The sequence below is a fragment of the Paracoccus shandongensis genome (assembly GCF_017315735.1).
GTDB classification, from domain to species: domain Bacteria; phylum Pseudomonadota; class Alphaproteobacteria; order Rhodobacterales; family Rhodobacteraceae; genus Paracoccus; species Paracoccus shandongensis.
Window position 1 is genome coordinate 35,391 of record NZ_JAFLRK010000028.1, and the last position, 12,847, is coordinate 48,237.

11 protein-coding genes are annotated in these 12,847 nt (G+C 67.2%); 10 read left to right on the forward strand and 1 reads right to left on the reverse strand.

Features of this window, described 5'->3' with window-relative positions; translation table 11 throughout:
- Nucleotides 1-8: 8 nt before the first annotated feature.
- The 3 genes from JX613_RS15025 (at nt 9) to JX613_RS15035 (ending at nt 4,843) form a co-directional block, all read left to right on the forward strand.
- Entirely contained in the window at nt 9-1,235 is a 1,227-nt protein-coding gene (locus JX613_RS15025) for a saccharopine dehydrogenase family protein (RefSeq protein WP_207102282.1), read from the forward strand.
- 91 nt (nt 1,236-1,326) lie between these two features.
- On the forward strand, nt 1,327-2,559 hold the full coding sequence (locus JX613_RS15030) for an AI-2E family transporter (protein ID WP_207102283.1): 1,233 nt from the start codon (nt 1,327-1,329) through the stop codon (nt 2,557-2,559).
- A 121-nt stretch (nt 2,560-2,680) separates the two neighbouring features.
- Entirely contained in the window at nt 2,681-4,843 is a 2,163-nt protein-coding gene (locus JX613_RS15035) for a malate synthase G (RefSeq protein ID WP_207102284.1), read from the forward strand.
- A 51-nt stretch (nt 4,844-4,894) separates the two neighbouring features.
- Here the strand turns inward: JX613_RS15035 and JX613_RS15040 are convergent, their stop codons facing one another.
- On the reverse strand, nt 4,895-6,214 hold the full coding sequence (locus JX613_RS15040) for an MFS transporter (protein ID WP_207102285.1): 1,320 nt from the start codon (nt 6,212-6,214) through the stop codon (nt 4,895-4,897).
- A 223-nt stretch (nt 6,215-6,437) separates the two neighbouring features.
- Here JX613_RS15040 and cyoA point away from each other — a divergent pair, with 223 nt between their 5' ends.
- The 7 genes from cyoA to JX613_RS15075 form a co-directional block, all read left to right on the forward strand.
- Nucleotides 6,438-7,625, forward strand: coding sequence for a ubiquinol oxidase subunit II (gene cyoA / locus JX613_RS15045; protein WP_207102286.1), 1,188 nt, complete (start codon nt 6,438-6,440; stop codon nt 7,623-7,625).
- 12 nt (nt 7,626-7,637) lie between these two features.
- Nucleotides 7,638-9,644, forward strand: coding sequence for a cytochrome o ubiquinol oxidase subunit I (gene cyoB, locus JX613_RS15050; RefSeq protein WP_207102287.1), 2,007 nt, complete (start codon nt 7,638-7,640; stop codon nt 9,642-9,644).
- 3 nt (nt 9,645-9,647) lie between these two features.
- A complete protein-coding gene (gene cyoC, locus JX613_RS15055; protein ID WP_207102288.1) occupies nt 9,648-10,265 on the forward strand; it encodes a cytochrome o ubiquinol oxidase subunit III in 618 nt (205 codons plus the stop codon).
- Nucleotides 10,265-10,681, forward strand: a complete 417-nt coding sequence (gene cyoD / locus JX613_RS15060) for a cytochrome o ubiquinol oxidase subunit IV (RefSeq protein ID WP_207102289.1) — start codon at nt 10,265-10,267, stop codon at nt 10,679-10,681. The genes cyoC and cyoD overlap by 1 nt, the downstream gene beginning before the upstream one ends.
- Nucleotides 10,678-11,358, forward strand: a complete 681-nt coding sequence (locus JX613_RS15065; RefSeq protein WP_207102290.1) for an SURF1 family cytochrome oxidase biogenesis protein — start codon at nt 10,678-10,680, stop codon at nt 11,356-11,358. Before cyoD ends, JX613_RS15065 begins: the two co-directional genes overlap by 4 nt.
- A 100-nt stretch (nt 11,359-11,458) precedes the next feature.
- Nucleotides 11,459-12,430: an AAA family ATPase gene (locus JX613_RS15070; RefSeq protein ID WP_207102291.1), complete on the forward strand. Its 972-nt coding sequence runs from the start codon at nt 11,459-11,461 to the stop codon at nt 12,428-12,430.
- The coding region (locus JX613_RS15075) for a DUF58 domain-containing protein (RefSeq protein WP_336512313.1) at nt 12,424-12,847 on the forward strand (424 nt) is incomplete at its 3' end. The genes JX613_RS15070 and JX613_RS15075, both read left to right, overlap by 7 nt.

Consider the following 12,847-nt stretch of genomic DNA (forward strand, 5'->3'; position numbering starts at 1 on the left):
ATCCAGAATTGGCCAAGAAGAACGTCCTCATCATCGGCGCGGGTGGCGTCGCGCAAGTCGTGGCGCACAAGGTGGCGCAACAGGCTGCGGAATTCGGCGAGTTGCACATCGCCAACCGCACCCAGGCACGCGCTGACGCGATCATCCAGACCCTGCGCGACAAGGGCCACCAGATGCCCTTCACCAGCCATGCGCTGGACGCGATGGATGCGGGCGCGGTCGAGGCCCTGATCCGCAAGCTGGACGCAGGGATCGTCATCAACGTGGGGACGGCCTTCATCAACATGACCGTTCTGGAAGGCTGCATCCGCGCGGGCGCGGCCTATATCGACACGGCCATCCACGAGGATCCGACGAAGATCTGCGAAACGCCGCCCTGGTACGGCAATTACGAATGGAAGCGGCGCGAGGATGTGGCGGCGGCCGGGATCACCGCGCTCCTGGGCGCGGGCTTCGATCCGGGCGTGGTCAACGCCTATGCCCGCCTGGCCGAGGATGAATATTTCGACAAGATCGACAGCATCGACATCGTGGACATCAACGCCGGTTCCCATGGCCGCTGGTTCGCCACGAACTTCGACCCCGAGATCAACTTCCGCGAATTCACCGGCGTGGTCTATTCCTGGCAGGGCGGCGAATGGCGCACCAACCAGATGTTCGAGGTCGGCCGCGAATGGGACCTGCCGGTCGTCGGCAAGCAGAAGGCCTATCTGTCGGGCCATGACGAGGTTCACAGCCTGTCCGCCCGATACAAGGACGCGGACGTGCGCTTCTGGATGGGCTTCGGCGACCACTATATCAATGTCTTCACGGTGCTGAAGAACCTGGGCCTTCTGTCCGAACAGCCGGTGAAGACCGCCGAGGGGCAGGAGGTCGTGCCCTTGAAGGTCGTCAAGGCCGTGCTGCCCGACCCGGCCAGCCTTGCCCCCGACTATACCGGCAAGACCTGCATCGGCGATCTGGTCAAGGGCAGCCTGGACGGCAAGCCGGGCGAGGTCTTCATCTACAACGTCGCCGACCACAAGGAAGCGTTCAACGAAGTCGGCAGCCAGGGCATCAGCTACACGGCGGGCGTGCCCCCGGTCGCCGCCGCCATCCTGGTCGCGCGCGGCATCTGGGACGTGAAGCGCATGGCCAATGTCGAGGAACTGCCCGCCCGCCCCTTCCTGGAGCTTCTGGGCCAGATGGGCCTGCCCACCCGCGTGATCGACAGCGCGGGCGACCACCCGATCTGATCCCGCCCGTCCAGGCATTCAGGCGGCGGCCCGGAACGACCGGGCCGCCGTCCGCGTTCGGGGCCATGGCGTTGACGCGGGGGGCAAGGGCGTGGCCGACAAGCAGTTCAGCTTTCCGCGGTTCGGATCGGCAGGCAGCGGCGCCAGCGGGCGCGCGGCCAACTGGGCCGTCATCGGCATCTTCCTGATCCTGGCCTTTGCGGCCATCGCCGCCGGGCGCGATTTCCTGATGCCGGTGACGCTGGCGGTGCTGCTGTTCTTTGTCTTCACGCCCCTGCGCCGCCTGGCGCGCCGGCGCGGCATCCCCGATGCGCTGACCGCCACCGTCGTGACCCTGGGCCTTGTGGTGGCGGCGGCGCTGATCGCCCTGGGCGCCAGCGGCCCGATCAACCAGGCGGCCCAGAACCTGCCCACGATCAAGGTCAGGCTGGAACAGAAGTTCAGCGAATTGCGCGAATCCTTCGAGGAATTGCAGCAGGCCGCCCAGCAGATCGAGGAGGTCCAGGCCAGCGGCGGGGACGGCAAGGAAACGCCCACCGTCAAGGTCGAGCAGGTCGGCGACAGTCCTCTGACCGCGGTGATGAAGTTCACCCCGGCCATCGCGGGCCAGGTGGTCTTCACGCTGTTCCTTTTGTTCTTCATGCTGGCCTCGGGCGACCTGCTGTATCTCAAGATCGTGCAAAGCTTCGATTCCATGGGCGAAAAGCGCAGCGCCTATCTGGCCCTGCGGCAGATCGAGGATTCGCTGGGCAATTACCTGGGCGCCATCACCATCATCAATGCGGGCCTCGGGCTGGCGATCGGGCTTGCGATGTTCGCCTGGGGCCTGCCCGGCGCGATCCTGTTCGGGATCGGCGCCTTTGTGCTGAACTACATCCCCTATCTGGGCGCGATCACGGGCGTCGCGGTGTCGGGCATCGTGGCCCTGGTGGTCATGCCGGGCATCTTCTGGCCGATGATGGTGGCGGGAACCTACATGATGCTGACCTCGCTCGAAGGGCAGGTGATCACGCCCTATTTCGTGTCGCGGCGGTTGCAGATGAACACGGTGGTGGTGTTCCTGGCCGTCGCGCTGTGGGCCTGGCTGTGGTCGGTGATCGGCATGATTATCGCCGTGCCGGTGCTGGTCGTGCTGCGGGTGCTGGCCGATTACATCCCCGGCTGGGAAAAGTTCGGCAACTTCCTGGCGGGCGAGGAACCCCCCGCCATCGAGGACGAGGACGAGGAGGAAGCCCGCGAGATCGTCGAGGCCGGCGCCGAGGCCGAAGACGAAGGCGCAGCGCGCCAGGCCACGGCGGCCGTAGTGGCCGAGGAAAAGGACTAGCCGCCTTTTCCGAAGACCAGAAAAACTTTTCATTCCGGCTTGGAAAGGCGCGGGGCGTGACGTAAGCACTTTGCCAGTGTGCGACGGCATACCGTCGCCCGAGTCGCAAAGGAGCAGCACGATGACCCGGACCCGCTACACCCAGAGGCATGGCCTTGACGTGGCCGAGGAATTGGCCGCCTTCGTGGAAACCCGCGTGCTGCCCGGGACGGGCGTGGACGCGGACCGCTTCTGGTCGGGCTATGCCGGATTGCTGACTGAATTCACGGCCGAGAACCGCGCCCTGCTGGACCGTCGGGCCGAACTGCAGGGCCGGATCGACGCCTGGCACAAGGCGCGCGGCAACCAGCCCTGGGACGTGGCAGCCTATCGCGCCTTCCTGACCGAGATCGGCTATCTGGTCCCCGAGCCTGCGCCCTTCGCCATCGACAATGGCCGCATCGACCCGGAAATCGCCCTTGTCGCGGGGCCGCAGCTTGTGGTGCCGGTCAGCAATGCCCGCTTCGCGCTGAACGCCGCCAATGCCCGCTGGGGCTCGCTTTACGACGCGCTTTACGGAACCGACGTGATGGGCCCGCCCCCCGCAGGCGGCGGCATCGACCCCGCCCGCCGGGACGCCGTTGTCGCCCGCGCCGCGCAGTTCCTGGACGAGACCTTTCCGCTGGCCAGTGGCAGCCATGCCGATGTGTCGGGCTATCGCGCCGATGCAGACGGTTTGACCGCCACGGTCGGGGGATCCGAGGTGACGCTGCGCGATCCCTCGGCCTATGTCGGCACGCATGTCTCGGGTCAGGACAGGGGCTTTGTCCTGCGCCACAACGGGCTGCATGTGGAACTGGTCGTCAACCCCGGCCACCCGATCGGCGCGGCCTCCCCCTCGGGGCTGCGCGATGTCGTGCTGGAAGCCGCCCTGACCGCCATCCAGGATTGCGAGGACAGCGTGGCGGCCGTGGATGCCGCCGACAAGGTCGGCGTCTATGCCAACTGGCTGGGGCTGATGACGGGCGATCTGACCGACACGTTCCAGAAGAACGGCAAGCCCATGACCCGCCGCCTGGCCCCCGACCGGCAGGTGACGCGCCCCGACGGCAGCACCCTGACCCTGCCGGGCCGCGCGCTGCTGCTGGTGCGCAACGTGGGCCATCTGATGACCACCGATGCCGTGCGCCTGAACGGGCAGGACACACCCGAAGGGCTGATGGACGCCATGGTCACGGTCGCCTGCGCCATCCACGACCTGAAAAAGACCGAAGGCCCCCGCAACAGCCGCGTGGGCGCCATCTATGTGGTGAAGCCCAAGATGCACGGCCCCGACGAGGCCGCCTTCGCCGACCGCACCTTCACCAAGGTGGAACAGATCCTGGGCCTGCCCGCCAACACCGTCAAGCTGGGCCTGATGGACGAGGAACGGCGCACCAGCGCGAACCTGGCCGCCTCCATCCACGCGCTGCGCCACCGGCTGTTCTTCATCAACACGGGCTTCCTGGACCGCACGGGGGACGAGATCCACACCTCGATGCAGGCGGGGGCTTTCGCCGGGCGGGACGCCACGCGCCGGTCCGGCTGGCTCAAGGCCTATGAGGACCGCAACGTGCTGATCGGGCTGGCTTGCGGGCTGCGGGGGCGGGCGCAGATCGGCAAGGGCATGTGGGCGAAACCCGACGCCATGGCGGAAATGCTGCAAGCCAAGATCGCCCATCCGCAATCGGGCGCCAATACCGCCTGGGTGCCCAGTCCGACGGCCGCGACCCTGCACGCGCTGCATTACCACAGGGTCGATGTCGCCGCGCGCCAGGACGAACTGGCGGGCCAGCCGGTCCCCGACCTGGACGCCCTGCTGACCCCGGCGCTGATGGGCGACGCGCCCCTGCCGCAGGACCAGATCCTGCGAGAGGTGGACAACAGCGCGCAGGGGATCCTGGGCTATGTGGTCCGCTGGGTGGACCAGGGGGTCGGCTGCTCCAAGGTGCCCGACATCGACGACGTGCCGATGATGGAGGACCGCGCCACCTGCCGCATCAGCGCGCAATTGCTGGCGAACTGGCTGGAACAGCGGCTGATCACCCCCGACCAGGTCGAGGACGCGCTGCGCCGCATGGCCGTGAAGGTGGATGCGCAGAACGCGGGCGATCCGGCCTATATCCCCATGGCCCCCGGCTTCGACGGCCCCGCCTTCGAGGCCGCGCGCGATCTGGTGCTGACGGGGACCACGCAGCCTTCGGGCTATACCGAACCCGCGCTGCACGCGCGGCGCAGGCAGGCCAAGGCGCTGCGGGGCGCGTAAGGAAAAACCGCCGGTGTGGACGCACCGGCGGTTTTCAAGTTCGGGCAGGGGTCACCCCTGCCTCTGGAACTCCATCTGCCGCGCGGCCCACAGCGCCACCGCCGTTGCCACCGCCCCCGACAGCAGGTAAATCCCCGCCGCGAACAGGCCCAGGGTCGTGGACAGGAACAGCGCCGTCAGCGGCGCCAGCCCTGCGCCGAACAGCCAGGCAAGGGCGGATGCAAAGGCCGAATCCGTGTAACGGTTGCGGCTGTTGAACATCGACGCCACCGCGCCCGACGACAGGCCGAAGCTGATCCCCAGGATCAGGAAGCCCCCGATCATGTAGGTGGCGACGCCGGTCTTGCCGCCCTGCAGCAGCAGGGGCGCCAGCAGGCTGAAGACGCCGATGCCAAGCGATCCCCACAGCAGCACCCGCCGCCGCCCGAACCAGTCCGACAGCCAGCCCGACAGCAGCACCGAGGCCAGGCCGAAGGCCGCGCTGATTGCCGTCAGGTTCAGGAAGAAGGTCAGGGTTTCATCGGTGTAAAGATACACCCAGGACAGCGGGAACACCGTGACCATGTGGAACATCGCAAAGCTGGCCAGCGGCACGAAGGAGGCCAGCCAGATCGCGCGCCAGTCCGACCGGAAGGCCGTGCGGATCCGGGTGGGTTGCAGCTCGCGCGTCTCGAAGGCCTCCTGGAACTCGGGCGAGGCGATGATGCGCAACCGCGCGAACAGCGCCACCACGTTGACCGAAAAGGCCACGAAGAAGGGATAGCGCCAGCCCCAGTCCAGGAAGTCCTGTTCGGACATGTTGGACACAAGATAGGAAAACAGCAGCGCCGCCACGATCAGCCCGATGGGCGCGCCAAGCTGCGGCACCATGGCATAGAAGCCGCGCTTGCGCCGGGGCGCGCTCAGCGCCAGCAGGGATGCCAGCCCGTCCCAACTGCCGCCAATGGCCAGGCCCTGGCCGATGCGCAGCGCCGCCATCACGATGATCGCCCATTCGCCCAGCACCGCATAGGACGGCACCAGCCCCATGGCCACCGTCGAGGTGCCCAGCAGGAACAGCGCCAGCGTCAGTTTCGCGACCCGCCCGTGCTTGCGGTCGATGCGCATGAAGATCGCCGTGCCGATGGGCCGCGCAACAAAGGCCAGCAGAACCAGCCCAAAGGACAGAAGCGTGCCGGTCAGCGGGTCCGCGAAGGGAAACAGCCGCGCCGGGAAGACGATCACCGAGGCGATGGCAAAGACGAAGAAGTCGAAGAACTCCGACGTGCGCCCGATCACCACGCCCACCGCGATGTCCGAGGGCGAGACGTGGATGTCGTCGGCATCCTTGCCGGCGCCGTGACGAGAAGGGGTTTCGGCAGATGTCGCCATTGCGTGAACCAATCCGGGTTGGGCAGGACAGCATGAAACGGGCACGCGACATCCCCAGGGATTCGCGCGGTTCGGGCATCCTTGCACCAGAACGGCGGAAATAAATACGCGACAAATTGTCTTATGTTTGACTTAAGTCATGGCGACTATCTGGACGGCAATCTCAGGGCGTCGTCGTCTGAACAGCCGCGCGATTCGCGCGGTCAACGGGGTCATTACCGACATGGCACATCATCTCAAACGTCTTTCCTGGCTTGCGCCCTTGCCGCTGCTGGCGGGTTGCAAGCCCGTGGTGCTGTCGCCCTCGGGCGATGTCGCGGCGCGCCAGGCCGATCTGCTGGTGCAATCGACCCTGCTGATGCTGATCATCATCGTTCCGGTGATGGCGCTGACGGTGTTCTTCGCCTGGCGTTATCGGGCCACGAACAAGCAGGCCAGCTATGATCCCGATTGGGACCATTCCACCAAGCTGGAGCTGGTGATCTGGGCCATCCCCCTGCTGATCATCGTGTCGCTGGGCGCGCTGACCTGGGTCGGCACGCATCTGCTGGATCCCTATCGCCCGCTGGACCGCATCGACGCCGAAACCCCGGTCGCGAACCAGCAGCCCTTGCAGGTGCAGGTCGTGGCGCTGGACTGGAAATGGCTGTTCATCTATCCCGAGCAGGGCGTGGCAAGCGTCAACCAGCTGGCTGTGCCGGTGGACAGGCCGGTGGAATTCACGCTGACCTCGACCTCGGTGATGAACGCCTTCTACATCCCGGCGATGGCGGGGATGATCTATGCCATGCCGGGGATGCAGACCACGCTGCACGGCGTCTTCAACCATCCGGGCGAATACCAGGGGCTTGCCTCGCATTATTCGGGGGCCGGTTTCTCGGGGATGCGGTTCAAGGCCCATGCGCTGGACGCGGCGGGCTTTGACGGCTGGGTCGCGCAGGCCCGGGCCAGCGGCGAAACCCTGGACCGCGCCCGCTATCTGGACCTGGAAAAGCCCAGCGAGAACGTGCCGCCCATGGCCTTCGCCCCCGTGGATCCGCAATTGTTCAGCCGCGTCGTGAACATGTGCGTCGAGGAAGGCCGCATGTGCATGGCCGAGATGATGGCCCTGGACGCCCAGGGCGGGATGGGCCTGCCGGGCATTGCAAACGTGGCGCTTGCCGATGCCGACGCGCCGGGCACCGCGCGCCCCGTGCTGGGCCTGCCGCCCTTCCAGGTCAGCGGCATCTGCAGCGTCGAGGAGCTGAACCAGATGCTGGCCAGCACCGCCCCCACGGACAGCGCGCCGCGCGACCTGGCGCCCCTGCGCGGGCGGGGGCTGGACGCGCCCCGGGGCATCCTGGACCTGAACCTGCTGCCCAACCGACTGACGCAATCCGTGCCGCCCGGCGGCGCGGACCAGAACCTCTAGGCGGATCCGACGATGGCAATTCCTTCCGAAATCCCGACCACCTTCCTGCTGGGCCGCCTGGACTGGCACGCGATCCCCCAGGATCCGATCGTCTGGGCGACCGGCGTCGTTGTCGCCATCGGCGGCGTGGCGATGCTGTGGATGCTGCACAAGTACCGGCTGTGGTCATACCTGTGGACCGAATGGTTCACATCCGTCGATCACAAGAAGATCGGCATCATGTATATCGTGCTGGCCCTGGTCATGTTCGTGCGCGGCTTTGCCGATGCTATCATGATGCGGCTTCAGCAGGCCATCGCCTTCAATGGGTCCGAGGGCTATCTGAACGCCCATCACTACGACCAGATCTTCTCGGCCCACGGGGTCATCATGATCTTCTTCGTGGCGATGCCCTTCGTCACGGGGCTGATGAACTTCGTCGTGCCCTTGCAGATCGGCGCGCGCGACGTGTCCTTCCCGTTCCTGAACAACTTTTCATTCTGGATGACGGTCGGTGGCGCGGTGCTGACCATGATGTCGCTGTTCGTGGGCGAGTTCGCGCAGACCGGCTGGCTGGCCTTTCCGCCGCTGTCGGGACTGGGCTACAGCCCCTATGTCGGCGTGGATTACTATATCTGGGGCCTGCAGGTCGCGGGGGTGGGGACCACGCTGTCGGGCATCAACCTGCTGGTGACGATCATCAAGATGCGCGCGCCCGGCATGACCATGATGCGGATGCCGATCTTCACCTGGACGGCGCTGTGCACCAACATCCTGATCGTGGCGTCCTTCCCGGTGCTGACGGCGACGCTGGTGCTGCTGACGCTGGACCGTTATGTCGGCACCAACTTCTTCACCAACGACCTTGGCGGCAACGCCATGATGTATGTGAACCTGATCTGGATCTGGGGCCACCCCGAGGTCTATATCCTGATCCTTCCCCTGTTCGGCGTCTATTCCGAGGTCGTGGCGACCTTCACCGGCAAGCGGCTGTTCGGATACACCTCGATGGTCTATGCGACGGTCTGCATCACCATCCTGTCCTATCTGGTCTGGCTGCACCACTTCTTCACGATGGGCTCGGGGGCGTCCGTCAACTCGTTCTTCGGGATCACCACCATGATCATCTCGGTTCCCACGGGGGCCAAGATCTTCAACTGGCTGTTCACCATGTACCGCAGCCGCATCCGGTTCGAGCTGCCGATGATGTGGACCGTGGCCTTCATGCTGACCTTCGTGATCGGCGGCATGACGGGCGTGCTGCTGGCCGTGCCGCCCGCCGACTTCGTGCTGCACAATTCGCTGTTCCTGGTGGCGCATTTCCACAACGTGATCATCGGCGGCGTGCTGTTCGGGCTGTTCGCGGCGGTCTATTACTGGTGGCCCAAGGCCTTCGGCTTCCGGCTGGATCCGTGGTGGGGCAAGGTCAGCTTCTGGTTCTGGGTGGTGGGCTTCTGGACCGCCTTCGCGCCGCTTTACGTGCTGGGGCTGATGGGCGTGACGCGGCGGATGCGGGTCTTCGACGATCCCGGCCTGCAGATCTGGTTCATCATCGCGGCCCTGGGCGCCGTGCTGATCGCCATCGGCATCGCCGCGATGTTCATCCAGTTCGGCGTGTCGATCATGCGGCGCGACCAGTTGCGGGACGAGACCGGCGATCCCTGGAACGGGCGCACGCTGGAATGGGCGACCTCCTCGCCGCCGCCGGCCTACAACTTCGCCTTCACGCCGGTAAGCCATGGCCTTGACACCTGGTGGGACATGAAGCGGTTCGGCCAGACCAGGCCCCGCGCGGAATACCTGCCGATTCACATGCCCAAAAACACCGGGGCAGGGGTCGTCATCGCCGCTTTCGCCACGATCTGCGGCTTTGCGCTGGTCTGGTATATCTGGTGGCTGGCGGCCCTGTCCTTCGCGGGCGTGGTGATCGCCTCGATCGCCCACACCTTCAACTACGGGCGCGACTACCACATCCCGGCCGCCGAGGTCCGCGCGACGGAAGCCGCCCGCGACCGCCAGCTGGCAAGCGCGAGGGCCTGATCCATGAGCACCGTTTCGCAAACACCCCCCGGCACCTTCTGGGAAACCGAGCCCCACCACCACCACGAGGGCGCGTCCACCAGCATCGGCTTCTGGGTCTATCTGATGAGCGACTGCCTGATGTTCGCGATCCTGTTCGCGACATTCGGGGTGCTGGGCGGCAGCTATGCCGCGGGGCCGGGGCCGAAGGATCTGTTCGACCTGGAACTGGTCGCGCTGAACACGGCTTTCCTGCTGTTGTCGTCGATCACCTACGGTTTTGCCATGCTGGCGATGGTGAAGAACAACAGGAACGGCACGCTGGCCTGGCTGGCCGTGACGCTGGTCTTCGGCCTGGCCTTTTTGGGGGTCGAGCTTTACGAGTTCAACCACCTGATCCACCTGGGCGCGGGCCCGCAGCGGTCGGCCTTCCTGTCGTCCTTCTTCGCGCTGGTGGGAACCCACGGGCTGCACGTGGCCTTTGGCTGCCTGTGGCTGGTCACGCTGATGATCCAGGTCCGCCAGCGGGGGCTGATCCCCGCCAACCGCCGCCGCCTGTCCTGTTTGTCGATGTTCTGGCACTTCCTGGACGTGATCTGGATCGGCGTCTTCACCTTTGTCTATCTGCTGGGGATGATCTGATGCCCTCTATCCAGGCCGAAGGCGACAAGCATCACGCGACCCGCCGCGCGGAATCGCATGGCAACCATCACGACGACGGCCACGACCACGGCAGCCTGCGGTCCTACATGACGGGCTTCGTGCTGTCGGTGATCCTGACCGCGATCCCCTTTGCCGTGGTCATGGGCGGGGGCTTTGAAAGCCGCCTGCTGACGGCGGCCGTGGTGGTCGGGCTGGCGGTGGTGCAGATCCTGGTCCACATGGTCTTCTTCCTGCACATGAACACCCGCAGCGACGAGGGCTGGACCATGATGGCCCTGATCTTCACGGTGGTCATCCTGGTCATCGTCCTGGCCGGGTCGCTGTGGGTCATGTATCACATGAACACCAACATGATGCCGCAGATGAACCACGAGGCCCTGGGTCTCGGCTCGTGACCGCCCGCCGCCATCTTGCCGCCCTTGCGGCGGCGGGGGCCGTGTTCCTGGTGCTGATCGCGCTTGGCGTCTGGCAGGTCCAGCGGCTGGCCTGGAAGACCGACCTGATCGCCCGGGTCGATGCGCGCGTCGCGGCCCAGCCGGTGCCTGCACCGGGGCCTGCCGACTGGGCGGGACTGACAGGGGAGGGTGCCGAATACCGCCGTGTCACGGTGACGGGGCGGTATGCGCCGGACAGCGACGTGCTGGTGCAGGCGGTGACGGAACGCGGGGCGGGGTTCTGGGTGATGACGCCCTTTGTCACCGATCAGGATTGGGTGCTGCTGGTCAACCGGGGCTTCGTCGCCGCCGACCGCCGCGACGACCGCCCCCTGCCTGCCGGTCCGCAGACCGTGACCGGCCTGCTGCGCCTGTCCCAGCCGGGCGGCGCCTTCCTGCGCGCCAACGATCCCCCCGCAGGCCGCTGGTATTCCCGCGACACCCAGGCCATCGCCGCCAGCCTGGGCCTGCCCCAGGTCGCCCCCTATTTCATCGACGCCGACCGGACGGGCGAGCACCAGCCCATCGGCGGCCTGACCGTGGTGGCCTTCCGCAACCACCACCTGTCCTATGCGCTGACCTGGTTCGCCATGGCGGGCGGGCTGGTCGTGCTGACGGCCTATGCCCTGCGCCGCTAGGGGCTTTCAGACCAAAGTGGCAGGCAAACTTTCCCTTTAGCGCTGGATCGCCATCCCGCGCAGTTGCACACTAGGCATGTTCAACGCGGGGGAGGATGCGATGGACGATCACAGCGAAGCGGCCACAGAACAGGCCCATGCCGTCCGCCGCCTGGGGGCCGAGATCGGCGCGACGCTGATCGGCCACCACGTCCTGGTCGAACGGTTGCTGATCGCCCTGCTGGCGGGCGGGCACGTCCTGATCGAAGGCCCTCCGGGCATCGCCAAGACCCGCGCCGTCAAGGCGCTGGCGGCGCATCTGCCGGGCAGCCACGCGCGCATCCAGTGCACGCCCGACCTCTTGCCCTCGGACCTGACGGGCACGCAGGTGTTCCGCCCGGAAACCGGCGGCTTCGACTTCATCCCCGGCCCGATCTTCCACAGCCTCGTGCTGGTGGACGAGATCAACCGCGCGCCCCCCAAGGTGCAATCCGCCCTGCTGGAGGCGATGGCCGAAGGCCAGGTCACGACCGGCGGCACGACGCGGCCCTTGCCCGACCCCTTCATGGTCGTGGCGACCCAGAACCCCATCGAACACGAGGGCACCTTTCCCCTGCCCGAGGCGCAGCTGGACCGCTTCCTTCTGCACCTGCGCCTGGATCTGCCGGGGGCCGAGGCCGAGCGCGCCATCCTCGATCTGGTCGAGGCCGAGGCGGTCTCGCCCCCGCCGCCGCGCGGCACCGCCGTCACCGCCGCCGACCTTGCGAAAGCCCGGGCCGAGGTGGCGCGGATCCACCTGGCCCCCGCGCTCAAGGATTTCATCGTCCGGCTGGTCATGGCGACCCGGCCCGGGGGCGCGGTGGCGGAATGGGTAGAACATCCGGTGTCCCCGCGCGGCACGCTGGCCTTGGCCGCCGGCGTCCGCGCGCGGGCCTGGCTGCACGGCCGCGACCATGGGTTGCCCGAGGACGCCGAAGCCCTGGCCGCCGACGCCCTGTCGCACCGCCTGATCCCCGCCTGGTCGGCCAGCGGCGAAGGCCGCACCGCCCGCAGCCTGGTGGCCGAGATCCTGGCCCAGGTGCGCCCGTGGTAGCCTGGCCCGCCCGCCTGCCCGACGCGCCCGGCATCCGCCTGACTGCCGCCGAATTGCTGGCCCTGCGCGACGGGGCGGCGGGCAAGCTGCGCCACCGGCCCCTGACCCGCCGGGCGGGCGCCGTTCCCGCGCGCACGCCCGGCGCGGGCATGGACCTGCGCGAAATCCGAGCCTATGTCGCGGGCGACGACGTGCGCCGCCTTGATCCGGCGGCGACCGCGCGCACCGGCCACCCCCATATCCGCAGCCTGCACGAGGATCGCGACGACACCATCCTGCTGTTGGCCGATTTCCGCGCGCCGATGCTGTGGGGGACGGGCGCGGCCCTGCGGTCGGTCTGCGCCGCGCGGCACCTGGCCCAGGCGGGCTGGCGCGTGGCGGGGCGCGGCGGATCGGTCGCGGCGCTGGTGGCCACGG

Coding starts and splice junctions, on each gene's coding strand:
- JX613_RS15035 (WP_207102284.1), top strand. CDS start 2,681: ATGACCCGGACCCGCTACACCCAGAGGCATGGCCTTGACGTGGCCGAG.
- JX613_RS15040 (WP_207102285.1), bottom strand. CDS start 6,214: ATGGCGACATCTGCCGAAACCCCTTCTCGTCACGGCGCCGGCAAGGAT.
- cyoA (WP_207102286.1), top strand. CDS start 6,438: ATGGCACATCATCTCAAACGTCTTTCCTGGCTTGCGCCCTTGCCGCTG.
- cyoB (WP_207102287.1), top strand. CDS start 7,638: ATGGCAATTCCTTCCGAAATCCCGACCACCTTCCTGCTGGGCCGCCTG.
- cyoC (WP_207102288.1), top strand. CDS start 9,648: ATGAGCACCGTTTCGCAAACACCCCCCGGCACCTTCTGGGAAACCGAG.
- cyoD (WP_207102289.1), top strand. CDS start 10,265: ATGCCCTCTATCCAGGCCGAAGGCGACAAGCATCACGCGACCCGCCGC.
- JX613_RS15070 (WP_207102291.1), top strand. CDS start 11,459: ATGGACGATCACAGCGAAGCGGCCACAGAACAGGCCCATGCCGTCCGC.